This window comes from Erwinia papayae (assembly GCF_058241465.1).
Genome location: NZ_JBZCHT010000013.1, coordinates 201,240 through 217,602 on the forward strand (window position 1 = coordinate 201,240; position 16,363 = coordinate 217,602).

16 protein-coding genes and 1 pseudogene are annotated in these 16,363 nt (G+C 55.0%); 8 read left to right on the forward strand and 9 right to left on the reverse strand.

Going from position 1 to position 16,363, the window contains the following annotated elements; all coding sequences use genetic code 11:
* Positions 1-6: 6 nt before the first annotated feature.
* The 5 genes from AC3RPL_RS17050 to AC3RPL_RS17070 all read right to left on the reverse strand — a co-directional run bounded on the left by AC3RPL_RS17050 (position 7) and on the right by AC3RPL_RS17070 (position 6,079).
* Positions 7-786, reverse strand: coding sequence for a heme ABC transporter ATP-binding protein (locus AC3RPL_RS17050; protein ID WP_490740923.1), 780 nt, complete (start codon positions 784-786; stop codon positions 7-9).
* Entirely contained in the window at positions 783-1,781 is a 999-nt protein-coding gene (locus AC3RPL_RS17055) for a FecCD family ABC transporter permease (protein ID WP_490740924.1), read from the reverse strand. Before AC3RPL_RS17055 ends, AC3RPL_RS17050 begins: the two co-directional genes overlap by 4 nt.
* Positions 1,778-2,596, reverse strand: a complete 819-nt coding sequence (locus AC3RPL_RS17060; protein WP_261642081.1) for a heme/hemin ABC transporter substrate-binding protein — start codon at positions 2,594-2,596, stop codon at positions 1,778-1,780. Before AC3RPL_RS17060 ends, AC3RPL_RS17055 begins: the two co-directional genes overlap by 4 nt.
* A complete protein-coding gene (locus AC3RPL_RS17065; protein ID WP_490740925.1) occupies positions 2,593-3,627 on the reverse strand; it encodes a hemin-degrading factor in 1,035 nt (344 codons plus the stop codon). The genes AC3RPL_RS17060 and AC3RPL_RS17065 overlap by 4 nt, the downstream gene beginning before the upstream one ends.
* Positions 3,628-3,688: 61 nt before the next feature.
* A complete protein-coding gene (locus AC3RPL_RS17070; RefSeq protein WP_490740926.1) occupies positions 3,689-6,079 on the reverse strand; it encodes a TonB-dependent receptor domain-containing protein in 2,391 nt (796 codons plus the stop codon).
* 254 nt (positions 6,080-6,333) lie between these two features.
* Here AC3RPL_RS17070 and AC3RPL_RS17075 point away from each other — a divergent pair, with 254 nt between their 5' ends.
* From AC3RPL_RS17075 to AC3RPL_RS17095, 5 genes are all read left to right on the forward strand, one after another.
* Positions 6,334-6,615, forward strand: a complete 282-nt coding sequence (locus AC3RPL_RS17075; RefSeq protein WP_034937088.1) for an Rdx family protein — start codon at positions 6,334-6,336, stop codon at positions 6,613-6,615.
* A gap of 159 nt (positions 6,616-6,774) precedes the next feature.
* Complete coding sequence (locus tag AC3RPL_RS17080; protein WP_490740927.1) at positions 6,775-7,320, forward strand: Hcp family type VI secretion system effector; 546 nt, start codon at positions 6,775-6,777, stop codon at positions 7,318-7,320.
* Between the two features lie 138 nt (positions 7,321-7,458).
* A complete protein-coding gene (locus AC3RPL_RS17085; protein WP_490740928.1) occupies positions 7,459-7,653 on the forward strand; it encodes a peptidoglycan recognition protein family protein in 195 nt (64 codons plus the stop codon).
* Positions 7,617-7,964, forward strand: a complete 348-nt coding sequence (locus tag AC3RPL_RS17090) for a hypothetical protein (protein ID WP_490740929.1) — start codon at positions 7,617-7,619, stop codon at positions 7,962-7,964. Before AC3RPL_RS17085 ends, AC3RPL_RS17090 begins: the two co-directional genes overlap by 37 nt.
* 593 nt (positions 7,965-8,557) lie before the next feature.
* Complete coding sequence (locus tag AC3RPL_RS17095; RefSeq protein ID WP_490740930.1) at positions 8,558-9,412, forward strand: MBL fold metallo-hydrolase; 855 nt, start codon at positions 8,558-8,560, stop codon at positions 9,410-9,412.
* 84 nt (positions 9,413-9,496) lie between these two features.
* Here the strand turns inward: AC3RPL_RS17095 and AC3RPL_RS17100 are convergent, their stop codons facing one another.
* From AC3RPL_RS17100 to yghX, 4 genes are all read right to left on the reverse strand, one after another.
* A complete protein-coding gene (locus AC3RPL_RS17100; protein WP_490742076.1) occupies positions 9,497-10,948 on the reverse strand; it encodes a methyl-accepting chemotaxis protein in 1,452 nt (483 codons plus the stop codon).
* A gap of 289 nt (positions 10,949-11,237) precedes the next feature.
* Positions 11,238-12,029 (reverse strand): molybdate ABC transporter permease subunit, encoded by a 792-nt coding sequence (locus tag AC3RPL_RS17105; RefSeq protein WP_490740931.1) that lies wholly within the window; start codon positions 12,027-12,029, stop codon positions 11,238-11,240.
* On the reverse strand, positions 12,001-12,939 hold the full coding sequence (locus tag AC3RPL_RS17110) for an extracellular solute-binding protein (RefSeq protein WP_034937076.1): 939 nt from the start codon (positions 12,937-12,939) through the stop codon (positions 12,001-12,003). Before AC3RPL_RS17110 ends, AC3RPL_RS17105 begins: the two co-directional genes overlap by 29 nt.
* Before the next feature lie 136 nt (positions 12,940-13,075).
* Entirely contained in the window at positions 13,076-13,963 is an 888-nt protein-coding gene (yghX, locus tag AC3RPL_RS17115) for a YghX family hydrolase (RefSeq protein ID WP_490740932.1), read from the reverse strand.
* A 123-nt stretch (positions 13,964-14,086) separates the two neighbouring features.
* Here yghX and AC3RPL_RS17120 point away from each other — a divergent pair, with 123 nt between their 5' ends.
* The 3 genes and pseudogenes from AC3RPL_RS17120 (at position 14,087) to pqqB (ending at position 16,344) form a co-directional block, all read left to right on the forward strand.
* Positions 14,087-15,133: a dipeptidase gene (locus AC3RPL_RS17120; RefSeq protein WP_490740933.1), complete on the forward strand. Its 1,047-nt coding sequence runs from the start codon at positions 14,087-14,089 to the stop codon at positions 15,131-15,133.
* Positions 15,134-15,305: 172 nt separating this feature from the next.
* The gene (pqqA, locus tag AC3RPL_RS17125) at positions 15,306-15,380 is read left to right on the forward strand and encodes a pyrroloquinoline quinone precursor peptide PqqA (RefSeq protein ID WP_071995007.1); all 75 of its coding nucleotides are present in this window, start codon (positions 15,306-15,308) and stop codon (positions 15,378-15,380) included.
* 52 nt (positions 15,381-15,432) lie between these two features.
* Positions 15,433-16,344 (forward strand): annotated as a pseudogene (pqqB, locus tag AC3RPL_RS17130) (pyrroloquinoline quinone biosynthesis protein PqqB).
* Positions 16,345-16,363: the final 19 nt, after the last annotated feature.

Here is a 16,363-nt window from a genome sequence, read left to right on the forward strand (position 1 = left end):
GAGTTCTTAACGGCGCAGGACAATTTGTGGCACCGCATCCTGACTGTGATGGTGAACCTGAAGGTCAGCCTGATACCAGCGGGTCAGCGTCGCCTCGGTCATGACCTCTGCAGGCGTGCCGCTGGCAACCAGACGGCCCTGATGCAATAACAGCATGCGATCGGACCACAGCGCGGCCAGATTGAGATCGTGCAGCACACAGCAGACCGTCAGTTCACCCTGGCGGGTCAGCTGATGCAGCAGCCGCAGCGCATGTTGTTGATGGTAAAGATCCAGCGCCGAAGTAGGCTCGTCGAGAAACAGCCAGCCCCGAGGTCCGTCATCATGCCAGAGCTGGACCAGCGCGCGCGCCAGCTGCACCCGCTGCTGTTCGCCGCCGGAAAGGAAGCGATAGTCACGCTGCGCCAGCTGCTCACACCCCGTCAGTTCCATAACCCGATCGACAATCTCCCGGGCGGTTTTTTCTGACCAGGGCGCCCGCCCCATCGCCACCACCTCGCGTACCGGCACGGCAAACTCGATATGGCTTTGCTGACGCATCACCGCACGTCGTCGGGCCAGCTGGTCACCGTGCCACTCGGCAATCGGCCGGTCATCAAGACAGCAGCGCCCTGCACTGAGCGGTAAAAAACCGGTCAGTAACCGCATCAGGGTCGATTTTCCCGCACCGTTCGGCCCAATCAGCGCCACCATCTCACCCGGATGCAAGGTCAGCGACACGCTGTCAATCAACAGACGCTGACCGAGACGATAAGAGGCATCAATCGCCTTTAAAAGCTGGCTCACAAGCGGCCCCCCTGACGACGAAGGATCAGCCATAAGAACCAGGGCGCACCCAGCAGGCTGGTGAGCAGGCCGACCGGCATTTCTGCCGGAGACACCAGGGTTCTGGCCAGCGTATCGGCCACCAGCATCAGCATCGCCCCCAATAATACCGCACCGGGTAACAACCAACGGTGGTCACCTCCCATGCAGAGTCGGATCAGATGCGGTACGACCAGACCAACAAAAGCAATCACGCCGCTGACCGCCACCGCCGCCGCGACCATCAGCGCACTGAGGATCAGCAGGATACGCTGCGTGCGCCGCACATCCACCCCCAGATAATGTGCTTCCTCATCACCCAGTTGCAGCAAATTGAGCCGCTGCGCCTGCCACTGGGTCGCCAGCATGGTCGGCAGGATCAAAACAGCACAGGCCGCGACCGTCGGCCACTGCGCCTGTCCCAGCGAACCCATTCCCCATAGCGAAAGCTGGCGCAGCTGCTGATCGTTGCTGATCCATGACAGAACGCCCACCGCCGCCCCGCTCAGGGCATTGATGGCTATGCCTGCCAGCAGCAGCCGCGGAAGCGTGGTGCTGCGATGACGGCTGAGGATAAAAATCATCATCGTCACCAGCAGACTTCCGACAAATGCCGCCAGCATCGGCCACCACAGCGCCAGTGCCGCAGGCAGCGTAACAGGTATCACTACGGCAAACGCCAGCATCAACGAGGCACCGCTGCTGATCCCCAACAGACCGGGGTCAGCCAGCGGATTACGAAACAGCCCCTGCATGGTGGCCCCGGAAAGTGCCAGCGCCGCCCCCACCAGTACGGCAAGAAGCACGCGCGGCAGGCGAATGTTCCACCAGATTTTCCAGATCATGCTGTCGGCAGGTGCCTGCCAGACCATTGCCAGCGACAGACGCATGGCACCGGTATTGGCCGCCAGTAGCATCATCGCCAGCAGCATCAGCAACATCACCAGCAAACGACGCTGCACCTTCACTCTTTTCATTGCGCTACGGTTTCCGCAGCCTTACGCAGCTTGACGATGGCCCCCGGCGTCTGCACACCAAAGCCCAGCAGCGCCATTTCATCTACGACCAGCAGACTGTGATTTTTGCCTGCGGGCGTCAGCGCAAGACCCGGCAATTGCCAGATTTTGTCCTCACCGCCCATCGCCTTCAGGCCGTCCTCACCAATCACCACCAGCTGAGGCGCGCTGGCAACAATTCCTTCCTGCGTCAACGCCTGATAGTGCGGGATATTGCCCATCGCGTTTTGTAGTCCGGCGCTACGAATAGCCCCATCAGCAGCGGTTTCAGTACCGGCCGCCATGGCTTTCATCCCGGAATGATTGAGGATGTAGAGCACTTTAACCGGCAGCGGCTTATCCGCTACGCCAGCCAGCTGGTCGTTGATTTTCGCTTCCAGCGCCTTGCCCTGCTCCTCACGGTGCAGCGCACCGGCAATGGTGCTCACTTTCTGCTTAATGGCGCTCAGTGAAGGCTCACCGGTCACGGTGACCACTTTCACTCCGGCCTGCTCAACCTGCTGCAAGGCGACGGAAGGCTTCGCCAGCGCGCTGACGATAACCAGGGTTGGTTTCATCGCCAGGATGCCTTCAGCGTTCAGCTGACGCATGTAGCCCACATCAGGCAGTTTCGTCACCACCGCAGGTTGCAGGCTGGTGGAGTCACGGCCCACCAAATCCTGCTGGGCGTCCAGCGCATAGATAATTTCTGTCAAATCGCCGCCAATCGACACCACCCGCTCCTGCGCCAGCAGGGTAAAAGGCAGCGCCAGCAGCGCCAGCAGCCAGGTTTTCATGCGACTTCCCCCTCGCCCAGTAGCGATATCTGTTCACGCCAGCGGGTCTGCTCCGGCGTTCCCTCCGTACGCTGACCATTCAGCTGAGCAATCTGCGTCCCGTCGGCAGCAAACAGCTCCAGGCTGGTGACTATGCCGTCTTTGGTAGGCTTGCGGACTACCCAGCTTTCCGCAATGGCGTCAGCCATCAGATGCAGGGTGAAGGTCGGATTAAAAATATTCAGCCAGTTGTCCATCGGCATCAGCTTCTCCACCACGCCGGTAAAGATCTGCACACACCCCCGGTTGCCAATGAAAATCATGATCTCATTCGCGTCTTTCTGCGCCATCTCCAGTAATTCGCTGAGCGCACCGTTATCCACCTGCTGCGCCAGATCGTCGGGAACGGCCCGGAAAGCCTGCTGGCGGCTGATATTGTGTCGTTTCAGCAGGCCAAAGAACTGATGGACGTCAGTCATCCCACGCCATTCCTGTTCTACCAGAGCACAGTCAGGCTGTGGGTCAGACGCCTCCACCTCCGGGCTGCTGATATGCAGTTCAGCGGCATTTTCTACGGTAAATCCGGCGATCAGCGTCTGCCAGGCAGCCATATCACTCTGCGGCGTGGTGTAGATTTTCAGTACGGCATCACCCTGGGCATCAAAAATCTGGATGCTGTGGCGATCGCCTCGCGCCGTTTTTTCATGTAACGCGAAGGCGCTTTTCCATTTGGCAGGAAAAAAACGCAGATCCAGCGCGCGAGGATTAAGGATTAACGCTCCGTGGTTACCCAGGTGCAGATTGTCATAGCGCCCGACCTGTTCATGAACCGCCCAGGCATTGCGGGTGATCGATTTGGTTTCGCCAACTGCGGCCAGCGCCGGTAACAGTGCGGTGAAATCAGGCCGCAGGGTGACGGCATCATCCAGGGTGCGTGCGTGCGTCAACTCCGCTTCACTGACGCTGAGCAGGCTGGCCAGATCGCGGGCGTACGTCTTCGGTTGTTCTGCTTTCAACGCCTGGTAACGCTGAAAAAGTGTGCTCTTTTCCATTTGCTCTCCTTAAAGCCCTGCAATGTTACGCAGGGCAAACTGTGATTGGTCAGGGTAGCTATCAGAAATCGATATTCATGCCCAACTGGAAGGTACGGCCAGGCATGACGGCCAGAGCTTTATCGTAAGCATCCTGACGGGTGGTTTCTGTCAGGTTACGGCTGCTGAGGTAATCCCAGTATTTACGATCCGTCAGGTTGTAGATGCCGCCGTTTACTCTGACGTGCTTCGCCACCTGCCAGTAAGCGGTCATATCCACCAGGCCATAACCCGGCACACGCATATATTCGGCGGTGGAATCAGTCAACGCACTGCCGCTGTTCGTGTAGCTCTCGCGATTGGTGTCGGTAGCGCGTTTACCTTTAACAAAGGTGGCAGTCACCGCCGCGCCGTAACGCTTCGCCGGATCATCCCACGCCATGCCGACGATAGCTTTTACAGGTGCCACGCTGTCGAGATCAACATAGCGGTCGCCGGAGTAGCTGGATTTTGATTTCCCTTCGTTGTAACCCAGCGCAAAGGTGGCGCTCAGCCCGTTTACGTCTTCAAACCATGTGCCAAAGTTCAGTTTAGTGCTGACCTGTCCACCATAGATATAGGCTTTATCGCGGTTCTCAGCCTGATAGATAGTGTAGATATTTGATGGCACATTGGTGAACATGCCAGGGTTAGCAGAGCGCGTATAACGGGTATAGGCAATAAAGTTTTCATAGGTGTTGTAGAACATCGCCGCACTCAGCGTCACCCCTTCAACAGCCTGGCCTTTCAATCCCCACTCGACGTTATTACTGGTTTCAGTTTTCAGATCGGAATTACCAATCAACGCATACTGCTGTCTTCCGGCATAGCTGGAGCCCAGGTTCCACGAGCCATACAGCTGGCTGGCGTTCGGGAACTGCGCGCCACGTTTGTACATCAGATAAGTCATCAGCTGCGGCGTGATATCGTAATTAAAGCTCAGAGAAGGCAGCACCTGCGTATCGGAATTTTCTTTGCCGTACAGCGTCTGCAACTGAGATTCGGTCAGCATGCTGCTGCCGGTCGTCAGGCTGCTGAGGTTCTGCGGTTTAGTGGTCTGATGGGCAACCCTTACACCGGGCACGATGCTGAAGTCATGACCACCAAGGTCGAAATGAATTTTATCCTGTACAAAACCGCCAAGCGTATAACTGCGGCTGTCAGCATCAGGTTGCATAATCACGCTGTACTGGCTGGGGGCTGGCTCCTGGCGGAACGGGCGACGAGTCTCGCTGATGCTGCCGTTCAAGCCGCCGCTCAGTTCGTGCCGTCCCAGCGATTTTGCCAGCTGAGTGCCGAAACCATAGGTGTCCACTTCATAATCGGAATAAACCCGCTCCATCGCCGTGGCGCTGGAAGGCATCCAGGTGTTGTCGTGGGCCTGCGTCTGCTGGTAGTAAACACGCGATGTCAGGCTGTCAATCCAGGCATTGGCCGGTGTCCATTCATCTTTCAGACTGACACCCCAGCGACGGGTATTACTTTGTTGCTGTGCGGTGCCCCAGATGGTGCTGCCTGCCGAATCCCAGGTATCGTAATGGCTGTGATTGGTTTTTTCGTAGTAATCCACCGTTCCGGTCAGCTTATGTTCATCATTTGGCTGCCAGATACCTGAGGCCATCAACGCATTGGAGTGCCAGTTGGCCGGATAAGCCGCAAGGGTGCCGCTGTTGTTGCGGGTCTGCTGGCCATCGCGACGGCTGTAGACAAACACCCCGCGCAGGGTTTCATCCCCGGCGGCGGCGGTAATACCGTTGTGCCAGCTGCGGTTGGAAGAGTCGTAATCAGACTGATAACCGAAATAGCTATGTTTGTTGGGCGACAGATAATCATCTGGCGATTTAGGCATAAAGGAGACGGCGCCGCCGATAGCGTTATTGGCCCGCGATGTCGAGGTGGCACCCGATTCAATATCCACCTGACCATACATGTAAGGGTCGATGTAATCGCGGCCGATACCGAAGGTATTCACCCCCACGCGCCCCACATAGCTGCGACCCGTGGCTTCCGGCTGAGGAATGCCATCGACATCAAGTCCGACACGGTTACTCTCCAGACCACGAATGTTGTAGCCGGTGTAGCCGCTGCGGTCGAAACCACTTTTACCCGCTGAAGAACCGCCGCTGGTGCCGGTTGCACCGATCAGGGGTTCATATCGCATAACAGAACCAAAATCATTAGTTCCTTTTTGCTGCATCTCTTCTGCGCTGATGGTGGTTTTGCTGCCCGCTTCCTTTTTGGGCAACGGTGCCGTCACCACCATGACCGGTTCATCGGCCTTTTTTTCAGAAGAAACGGTCAGCGGTTTGCCAGAGGTGGTAACAGCCTGAGTGTTGGTGATGCTTTCTGCCCCGATGGTGTAGCCAGAGGTGACCAGCGTACTGAATAAGACAGACGTCCGGACAATTTCCCTTGAGGAAATAGGTTTACGCATTTTAATAAGCCTTTATTCTTTATTAGTATCGACTCATACATTGCTGCCACAGGCGTAACATTCGCAAAAAGAGCGTGCGCTTGCTGCGCATTATAAATGTCGATCCCTGACCCAATAACAAATGAGAATGATAATCATATTGATTCATCATATCAACATCCTCCATAATTAATTCATAATTCAAAAAAGAACGCACGTTGACAGGCTGTTGCCAGGATAAAACAATGCTGTTAGTCGCCCTCAGGAAAAACCCAATGAAAAACGCACCAACCGTCACTATTCACTACTGTTCCCAATGCAACTGGCTGCTGCGCGCAGGCTGGATGGCACAGGAACTACTGCACACCTTCAGCACCGATCTGGCCGCCGTTACCCTGATCCCCGGCACGGGCGGCATTTATCAAATCGCCATCGACGGAGAGTTAATCTGGGATCGTAAAACGGACGGCGGTTTTCCGGAAGTGAAAGAACTGAAACAGCGGGTACGCAATGTCTGTTTTCCCGAGCGTGATTTAGGGCATATTGATAAAGCCTGATGCGTGCATAAGCGAAACCGCTAACTTTTCTGCTCTGTCCCCGGTTGATGGTTGCTTTTTTGTGAGGTGAGTCCGTGGATCTGCGGGCAAAATGTTTTACTGTCTGCCAACCCCGTTTGCGCAAACTGAAAAAAATCATGCGGTTGCAAAAAATAAGGAATGGCTTTCGCAAATGCCTGTTTGCGCAGCAAAAAGTCACTGGTCTGCACAAGGAAGAATAATGTCTCAGGATATATATTTATAAAACTTAGTGGTGTTGAGAGTGAATCTGAGAACGCCAGCCATAACGGCGATATTGAGGTACTCAACTGGAAATGGGTGATAAGCCAGACGTCGAATATGCATTCGGGCAGCGGCGGCGGTGCCGGGAAAGCAACCATTTACGATCTGCATTTTGAACATTATATCGATAAATCCAGCCCCACCCTTCCTCAATATTGCCTGAGCGGGAAACCGGTTTCCCAGGCGATTATTACCCAGCGAAAAGCAGGTGGTTCTCCTCTGGAATATCTGCGCATCACGCTTCAGGAGATTATTATCACCGGCGTGCACCCTCTTTATTACAATACCATGCGTGTACCGCGCGAAGTGGTAGCCCTGTCTTTCTCCAGGGTAACAATGGATTATCTGTTACAAAATACGCAGGGAAATGTGGTGGGCACCGTTTCGGCAGCATATAACATCAAGGACAACGCAATAATTTGATGATGGAAAAATAACGCTAAGGAAGGAGATAACATGTTATTTATTGATAAAAATGGCATGACGGATGCTTAACGTATCGTTAAGAAAAGATTCACTACCATTGAGCGGCAGGATCTTAATCAAATAAACGGCATTGTGGTGCATCAGACCAGTTCGCCAACTGCTGACAGCACCTTCAACAGTTACCAGGAGAGTCATGCCACAGGTGCACACTTTCTGATTGATAAAGATGGAACAATTTATCAGACCGCCTCGTTATATAAAGTTACCTGGCATGTGGGACAAATGAAATCCCGGTGTTATCTGGAAAAAAATGCCCACCTGGCGACTTAAAAATTATCTCCGCGCTTGAAAGGTCATGGAGAAATTATCAGAAAGTCTCTGAAACAGAGAGAAAAAAAATATTTCCCAGTCGTTTTCCAGCTAACAGAGATAGTATTGGCATTGAAATGGTTAGCATGGCTTATAATGTTGATGGTAAAAAAGACAAGGTTTACGAGTCCGTTAATGACAGGCAAAACTCTTCTCTCAAATGGCTAATCACAGAACTGACAGAGACACTCCATGTCGCTCGCGCTGAAATATACCGTCATCCTGAGATAGACAGGAAAAATATTACCGAAGCGAGCACGGCGAAATGGTGAGTAAAAATATTGCGCTTATATTTTTTTTCACTTTTTCTTCCAGGTTCGCCTGTTCAGATGTCGTGACTGATATTGAAATCAATGAATCCGGGATCGCCTGTATCGGTCATAGTAAAGTCGAACAGGAAGAATGTAAATTATTCAGCCCCCCCTGAGCAACTTGCAGAATATTTTAATCAGGCTCAGAGTCTTGAATTTGGTGGATGGCGAGAACATACCTATATTCACCCTGTATAGTTACAGGGAAAGTCTCATTCAAAAGTGGTCAGTCAGGAAAATTCACCATACAGTCGAGTGGCTATGGCTATGGCTATGGAACGTTCAACAATAAAGATATTATTTTTTTCCACAAAGAAAACCCGTGGTTTGATCCCTTCCAGTGCAGTTACGCTATGGGCGATGAACCCGATCCGGGTTGTGATGAACCTCAGCCCTGACAACAGCAGATAATAATATCCAGCTATAGTTCAAAGTACGCCTTTACTGGCGTACTACGAACCAGCTCAATCTCAGGCTTCACAACCGCGACCTGACTGATAAACAATGATAAATTTTGGATGAATTCTGGCTTATTCCCACTTACAAGGACCGCTATGAGCAAACTGCAATGCTGGAAAGTTGGTGAACTGCGCATCAGCAAACTGATTGAACAAAGACTGAGCCTGCCCGCAGAAGTCCTGTTTCCGGAGGTGACAGAGCAACAGCTTGCGCACTCTTACCCCGGAATGACCCGGCAAAACACACTGGATATCGCTGTTCATAGCTGGCTGGTCGAATCGCCACAGGGGCGCTTTCTGATTGATACCGCAACGGGTAACAATAAATCACGCCCCTTCAGCCCACAGTTTGACCGGTTGAACAGCCCGTGGATGGAGAATTTTCTTGCCAGCGGATTAGAGCCGCAAGACATCGACTACGTATTACATACCCACCTGCACATTGACCACGTTGGCTGGAACACCCACTGGGATGGCACAGGGTGGGTGCCAACTTTCCCCAATGCACGATGGATTATCCCACAGGAAGAAATTGACTGGTATCAGACGCCGGCAGCGGCAGAAAGAACGGTGATTTTTGCCGACAGCGTACAGCCATTGATTGAGGTGGGGAAAGTACAGACGGTGGCGGCGAGCGGTGGCGAAATCCTGCCGGGCATCCACTATCTGCCAACGCAGGGGCACAGCGCCGGTCATATGAGCATTGCATTTGCCTCCGCAGGAGAGATCGCGCTGTTCACCGGGGACGTTATGCATAATCAGATGCAGGTAGCCAACCCGGAACTCTCTTCGGTGTTTTGCCAGGATAAAGATGCGGCACGCCGCTCACGTAAGGTATTACTGGACTACGCCGTTGAGCACAATGCCACCCTGTTTACCGTGCATTTCAGCGACAGCGCGGTGGGACGAGTCAGTACGTCGCCTGACGGCTACTGCTGGACAGCTATCTGATACCCGACGGGTCAGCGCATCCGCCCTCTGTTAAATCTGAGGCGGAGTATATCGGGGGAGCATCTGCTCCCCCTGCCCATTTCGTCAGGCAAACCGGAATACGCCAATCGCCTGTTTCAGCGCATCTGCCTGTTGTTGTTGCTGTTGAGCCACCTGGACCGTTTCGCTGACGTGTCCCACGTTATCCTGCACGCTGCGGTCAATACTGGCGATGCTGTCGCGCATCCGGGTAATACTGCTGCACTGCTGTTCGCTCATCTCAGACAGCTCATTGACCAGCAACGTCAACCCTTCAATGCTGGCGATAATCTCGCGCATGGTATGCCCGGCATGGGTCACCTGCTGTGAACCACTGCGGGTACACTCCACCGACGTACCAATCAACTGATGAATTTCTTTTGCGGCACCTTCACAGCGCACGGCCAGCGTACGCACTTCAGAGGCGACTACCGCGAAACCTTTGCCGTGAACACCCGCACTCGCTGCTTCTACTGACGCATTCAGCGACAGAATATTGGTCTGGAAAGCGATGCTGTCGATCAGCTCAAGCGCGGCATTGATCCGGCGGGATTCTTCGTCAATCTGCGCCATTGACTCCACCGCATCATCAATTTTTTCGCCGCCTTTCAGCGCCACTTTACTGGTGCTCGCCGCCAGCTCACGCGCCCTTTGCGCCTTTTCACTGGCCAGCATCGCCGCCGAATTCATCTCTTCCATCGCGCTGGCGGCAGTGGCTAACGCTGCCGCCTGCTCATCGGTGCGCGTAGAGAGCGCGGCGTTGCGCTGCAAAATACTCTCGGAAGCGATGAGCAGTTGGCTGACGCCGTCGCTCACCTGACACAAGGTGTCACCCATGGTGCCCAGGGTGTTATTAAAGGTTTTACCAAAGGCCGTTTCCGTCGCCTCTTCATCCTGTGCCAGCGTCAGTTTCCCCGGCTCGCGGGTGATCCACGATGCCAGATGCGCCACCTCACTGGCAGAGCGGGCATCGGCCGCCATATTCAACGCAATGGCGACCAGAATAGCCGTCTGCGCCACCACAAAAAGCGCATGAAACACCACCATATGAAAACCAGGATGCATAAATACCACCACATCAAACAGCCCGTTTTCCTGAAGATAATTAAACAGTACATGGTGAACCGCAGCCGTCGCCGCGCCCATCAGCAACGGGCGATAATCGCGATAGGCCAGCAGCGCAGAGAGCAGCACAAAAATCGAGAAATGGTATTCCGTATCACCGTTCCCCAACTGAATAATCAATGCGGCATAGGCGATCAGCACAAAGGCAAACCAGAGGCGGGTGAACAACCGACCAGGCAGCAGAGCTCTGACCACGGTTGCGCTGAGCGTCAGCGTGATACCGGTAATCAGTGCCAGCTTTACATCATCATTAAACCAGCCGATCACCCCCGCAAAAAGCAGCAGCCCCCAACAAATAAACAGCATTAACAGATCGGCCTGACGCCAGATTCGATCAAGAGAAACCTGCTGCGCCGGCTGAATTTTTGCCTGGTCTGGATTGGTCAGTAACATGATAGCCCCGGTGATTATATCCACGTCATTTTCCGCACAAAGCGCGGGGCGTGGCTTCAGCGTCAGATTAGGACCGCTTCACTGTCATCGTCAATGTGATTTGTCACCTGCCCCCCGGGCCACGGGCGCAGAAGCTGGGGGAAATATCACGGAGGAAAAGAACAATGTCGGGCAAATGATTTTTTGGCGCTATTTTAGTACGACTTAAGCCTGACTCAGCGTAGTTAATGGCCTTTTAGAATACAGGCAACTGACTGTCATCCTGCTGTCACACATTTGTGATGCAGGCTCAACTATCGCCCATTTTGGACGTTTCCCGTCCGGCTCGCATCACGCACCACAACGGTAGTGGCAGGGTCACCAGCAGCAGCAGCCATAACAGCGAGTAAACCGCGTCAACGCCGTCATTCTGCAAATTGATAAACAGTTTGACCGGGATCCCCTGAGGAAAATAGCTGAAAACCAGCACGATACCGAACTCACCGATCACCCTGCCCCAGGTCAGGGCCAGCGCGGCCGCCAGCCCCCTCGCCGCCTGTGGCAGCGTCAGTCGCCAGAAAATCTGCCACGCCGTGGCCCCGAGCGTCTGTCCAGCCTCTTCAATATCGACCGATACCTGCTCAAAGGCGGCTCTGGCAGCAACCACAAACCACGGTAAACCGCCATAAAATTGCGCAATGATAAAGGCCCCGGCATTGTTATTCAGCGACACACCGAGCGTAGCCAGCACTTCGCCAAGCGAACCATAGGGACCAAACACCGACACCAGCAGGATCCCCATCGCCAGAGGCGGGGTCAGCAGAGGCACCAGCACCGCCACTTCCACCGCCCCACGCCAGCGCGACGAGGTTCTGGACAGCCACAGGGCCAGCGGCAGACCAGCGGCAATAATCAGCGGAACAGCAACCGCACTCATCGCCAGCGAGGTGGCAACGGCATGGCCGTCACCCCACGCCAGCTGAAAAGTGGACCACGGCGTAATCGCCAGCAGGGTGATAAAAGGCGTGACCAACAGCAGCACTGCCGGTATCCCCAGCCACAGCGATCGCACCTTACATCGCCCCGCCTTTCGGCGCGCCATAGCCATGGTTCTGCAACAACGTCTGCCCCTCTTTTCCCTGCATAAACTGCACAAACTTCTGTGCCATTTCAGGGTGTGGCGCGTTTTTCAGCACGGCGGCATAAAACACCAGCGGCTGGGTATGCAGCGTTTTTTTCTGGCCTTTGGCGTCGGTGATGTCAAAACTGACCCGGCTGTACCACTCTTTATCCAGCGACGGATCGCTCAGGTTGATTTCATCCGGCAGGGTAATGTAGGGCAGATGTGCCGAGCGGGTAGCGCTTTCATAGCCAGAAGCTGCATCAATCTGTCCGGCTTCAAGACGCGTCAGCAGGCCACCTTCCGCAAACACCTGCTGAGGATTCTGCACATCACCCAACACCTTGTTCGCCAGATCCGGCTGCTGATAGTAACGACTGGCCAGCAGCATGGTGAAAATGATGTTCTGCCCCTGCGGATCGGTGGCAGGATCGGTGCGACCAAAACGCAACGACGGCGTTTGCAGCACCTGCCACCACGCTTTCGCCCCCTGCTGGTGGTCACGAATGGCGTTGAACTGCGCGGCGTATTTGCCCTTCGGATTCCAGGCAATCACCATACTGGTACTGGCGACCGGCACCGCATGGTCCACCAGCCCGGCTTTTTGCAGCACGGCAATCGGTCCGGGCGTCACGGAAACAAACACATCCGCCACCACCTTTTTCGACGCCAGCAGATTTGCCATGCCATATGCGCCCTGCCCCTGTCCCTGGTAATTCACCTTATTTTCCCTGGCAAACGCCGGTCCCAGCGCCTTGTCCATCACCACACCCATCGACCCGGCATAAGTGACGCGGAAATCATCCGCCGCCTGCGCCGCGCTGGAAAGCGCCAGCAGAACGGCGGCGGCACCCGCCAGGCGGGTAAGGGTAAAAGCTTTACATCCGGACATGATTAAACGCTCATCGTTATATAACTGGATACATTACGATAATCGAATCTCCGGCCACGTCAATAAGCACGCCAGTTAACTTCACCGTGGAGGTTGCGTCAGTGCTGGCGCGATCGGGCAGCGTGTTTTTTCGTCCTTAAACCAGATACTTATTAAACCAGCCGAGGGTGCGCTGCCAGGCGAGGTCGGCGGCGGCTTTATCGTAGCGCGGCGTCGAATCGTTGTGAAAGCCGTGATTGACTTCCGGATAGATATGCGCCTCATACACCTTGTTACTGGCTTTCAGCGCCGCCTCATACGCGGGCCAGCCTTCATTGATGCGCGTGTCCAGCCCGGCATAGTGCAGCAACAGCGGAGCCTTGATACGCGCCACGTCTTTCGCATCCGGCTGACGACCATAAAATGGCACCGCGCAGGCCAGCTCCGTGTATGCCACCGCAGCGGCATTGGCTACGCCACCGCCATAACAAAAGCCGGTGATACCCACTTTGCCAGTGGTCCGCGCATCCTGCATCAGAAACTCAATCGCGGCGAAAAAGTCGTTCATTAATCGGGTCGGATCGATCTGCTGTTGCAGCTCGCGCCCCTTTTCATCGTTGCCGGGATAACCGCCCATCGCGCTGAGGCCGTCCGGTGCCAGCGCAATAAATCCGGCCTTCGCAACCCGCCGCGCCACATCTTCAATATAGGGATTCAGCCCGCGGTTTTCGTGCACCACCACCACCGCAGGCAGCTTACCGCTGGCTTTTGCCGGGCGCACCAGATAGCCACGCACGCTTTTATTGCCCTGCGGTGAAGGATAATGAATGTACTCCGGCAGGATATCCGGATCGGTAAATTCCACCTGCTGCGCCAGCGCGTAATTGGGGCTGAGCGAGGAGAGCAGCGCCGCCGCCGTCAGTCCGCCAACGGCAAACTTACCGGCCAGCGATAAAAATTCACGCTTGGTGATTTTGCCATGAACGTAATAATCATAAATTTCCAGCAATTCAGGAGAGAAGTCTTTCGCAGTCATTCGGGACATCGGTTGGCTCCTTAAGGTTGTTTATGCTGAACCGCACATTTTGGCCGGGCAGAGACGCGCGGTTTTAAGATATCATTTCGTTAACATTGCATATACTTTCAGTCAACCGCCAGATTATTCATTATGACCCAAGCCCGGCCTGCTTCTTCACCGCCCGTCTTTGACGGACATAACGATCTGTTGCTCCGGCTGTGGCTGCATCAGTCCGACGATGCGGTGGGGGATTTTCTCCATCGCTCGCTGGAAGGACATCTGGATATGGCCCGCATTCGCCAGGGGGGATTTGCCGGCGGGCTGTTTGCCGTTTTCGTACCGCCTGCACACTATGTCAGGCAGCATAACCCGGCTTACGATGAACGCAGTCACAGCCCGCTGGCCATCACCGACGCGCAGATTGCCTTGCTGCATCAGGTGGCAGAGCGCTCGCAGGGCCAGGCCCGTGTCTGTCAGAGCGCTGAGGAGACAGAAAAGTGCATCGCTGACGGCGTGCTGGCAATGGTGTTGCACATTGAAGGCGCTGAAGCGCTGGATGCCGAATGCAGCCAGCTGGAAGGCTGGATCGCCGCCGGACTGCGCAGCATCGGGCCATTATGGAACCTGCAAAATGTGTTTGGTCACGGCGTGACCGGGGCTTTTCCCGGCTCACCGGACAGCGGCGAGGGGCTGACGGCTGCCGGTCTGAATCTGCTGCGGCTCTGCAATCAGCATAAGCTACTGATTGACCTCTCTCATATGAATGAGAAAGCCTTCTGGCAGACCGCCCGACTGAGCAGCGCGCCGCTGGTTGCCAGCCATTCTAATGCGCATACGCTTTGCCCCCAGCCGCGCAATCTGACCGACCGCCAGCTGGACGCCATCGCCGCCAGCGATGGCTTTGTCGGCGTGAATTTTGGCAACGCGTTTTTGCGCGCCGATGGCAAACGCGATGGCAGTACGCCACTGAGCGAAATCATCCGTCACCTGGACTGGCTGCTGAACAGGCTGGGTGAAGAGGGCGTGGGGCTGGGATCCGATTTCGATGGCATCAGCGTGCCTGAACAACTGGGCGATGTCGCCGGGCTACCCCGACTGATTGCCGCGATGACTTCGGCAGGCTATTCCAGCCAGCTGATTGAAAAAATCTGCTGGCGCAACTGGCTGCGGGTATTAAAGAAAACCTGGGGAAAATGAACCACCTGGAACATTTTGAAAGCTTTTGAGGTTAATCCCTGCTTTACACAGGGTTGATATCAATGTGACACAGGCGCAACATTCGTTTCAGAAAATATAAGATAATTGCCGATAAACCGATCACCCTCCGTCATTATGACGGCTTTTTGATAAACACCATGAGGAGAGCACCATGAAGTGGACTAAACCAAAATTTGTTGATTTACGTCTGGGCTTAGAAGTCACGCTGTACATCTCCAACCGCTAATCCCCTGTGCCCACTTCGGTGGGCATCTTCCTTTTTCTTTGCTGGTTCACACATGCAGATTAACGTTCTCGGTTCTGCTGCGGGCGGTGGCTTCCCTCAGTGGAACTGCAATTGCAAAAACTGCCAGGGCCTGCGTAACGGCACCCTGAAAACCTCAGCCCGCACTCAGTCATCCATCGCCATCAGTGATAACGGCGTTGATTTTGTGCTGTGCAACGCCTCTCCGGATATTGCTCAGCAGATTGCCGCCACGCCGGTGCTGAACAAACAGGGGGTGCTGCGCGGCACGGCGATTGGCTCGATAATCCTGACCGACAGCCAGATCGATCACACCACCGGCCTGCTCAGCCTGCGTGAAGGTTGCCCACATCAGGTCTGGTGCACGTCAGAAGTGCATCAGGATCTGAGCACCGGCTTCCCGGTTTTTCCCATGCTCAGCCACTGGAACGGCGGCCTGGTACATCATGCCATTACGCCCGGTGAACCTTTTTCAGTGGCGGTCTGTCCGGCGCTGACCTTCACCGCCATCCCGCTGCTCAGCAATGCGCCGCCCTACTCCCCTTACCGTGACCGACCGCTGCCCGGCCACAACGTGGCGCTGTTTATTGCCGACAGCCGCAGCGGCAAAACGCTGCTGTATGCACCGGGCCTCGGCGAGCCGGACGCGCTGTTGCTGGAGTAGCTGCATAAGGCCGACTGCCTGCTGATTGATGGCACCCTGTGGCAGGATAACGAACTGGCAAACAGCGGTGTCGGACGCAATACCGGCCGGGATATGGGCCATCTGGCCCTGGCGGAAGAAGGCGGGCTGCTGGCCCTGTTGGCCTCCCTGCCGGCAGAACGCAAAATCCTGATCCACATTAACAACACCAACCCAATCCTTGATGAAGAGTCAGCCGAACGCCTTGCGTTGACCAGAGCGGGCATTGAAGTCAGCTGGGACGGGATGCAAATTGACCTGTAACGAGATGAAGATGAAGCCA

Excerpts from the sequence above, each read along its gene's own strand:
- AC3RPL_RS17065 (WP_490740925.1), bottom strand. The coding sequence starts at position 3,627 with ATGGAAAAGAGCACACTTTTTCAGCGTTACCAGGCGTTGAAAGCAGAA.
- AC3RPL_RS17100 (WP_490742076.1), bottom strand. The coding sequence starts at position 10,948 with ATGTTACTGACCAATCCAGACCAGGCAAAAATTCAGCCGGCGCAGCAG.
- yghX (WP_490740932.1), bottom strand. The coding sequence starts at position 13,963 with ATGTCCCGAATGACTGCGAAAGACTTCTCTCCTGAATTGCTGGAAATT.
- AC3RPL_RS17120 (WP_490740933.1), top strand. The coding sequence starts at position 14,087 with ATGACCCAAGCCCGGCCTGCTTCTTCACCGCCCGTCTTTGACGGACAT.
- AC3RPL_RS17105 (WP_490740931.1), bottom strand. The coding sequence starts at position 12,029 with ATGGCGCGCCGAAAGGCGGGGCGATGTAAGGTGCGATCGCTGTGGCTG.
- AC3RPL_RS17080 (WP_490740927.1), top strand. The coding sequence starts at position 6,775 with ATGGCTTTCGCAAATGCCTGTTTGCGCAGCAAAAAGTCACTGGTCTGC.
- AC3RPL_RS17070 (WP_490740926.1), bottom strand. The coding sequence starts at position 6,079 with ATGCGTAAACCTATTTCCTCAAGGGAAATTGTCCGGACGTCTGTCTTA.
- AC3RPL_RS17110 (WP_034937076.1), bottom strand. The coding sequence starts at position 12,939 with ATGTCCGGATGTAAAGCTTTTACCCTTACCCGCCTGGCGGGTGCCGCC.
- AC3RPL_RS17055 (WP_490740924.1), bottom strand. The coding sequence starts at position 1,781 with ATGAAAAGAGTGAAGGTGCAGCGTCGTTTGCTGGTGATGTTGCTGATG.
- AC3RPL_RS17060 (WP_261642081.1), bottom strand. The coding sequence starts at position 2,596 with ATGAAAACCTGGCTGCTGGCGCTGCTGGCGCTGCCTTTTACCCTGCTG.
- AC3RPL_RS17095 (WP_490740930.1), top strand. The coding sequence starts at position 8,558 with ATGAGCAAACTGCAATGCTGGAAAGTTGGTGAACTGCGCATCAGCAAA.
- AC3RPL_RS17075 (WP_034937088.1), top strand. The coding sequence starts at position 6,334 with ATGAAAAACGCACCAACCGTCACTATTCACTACTGTTCCCAATGCAAC.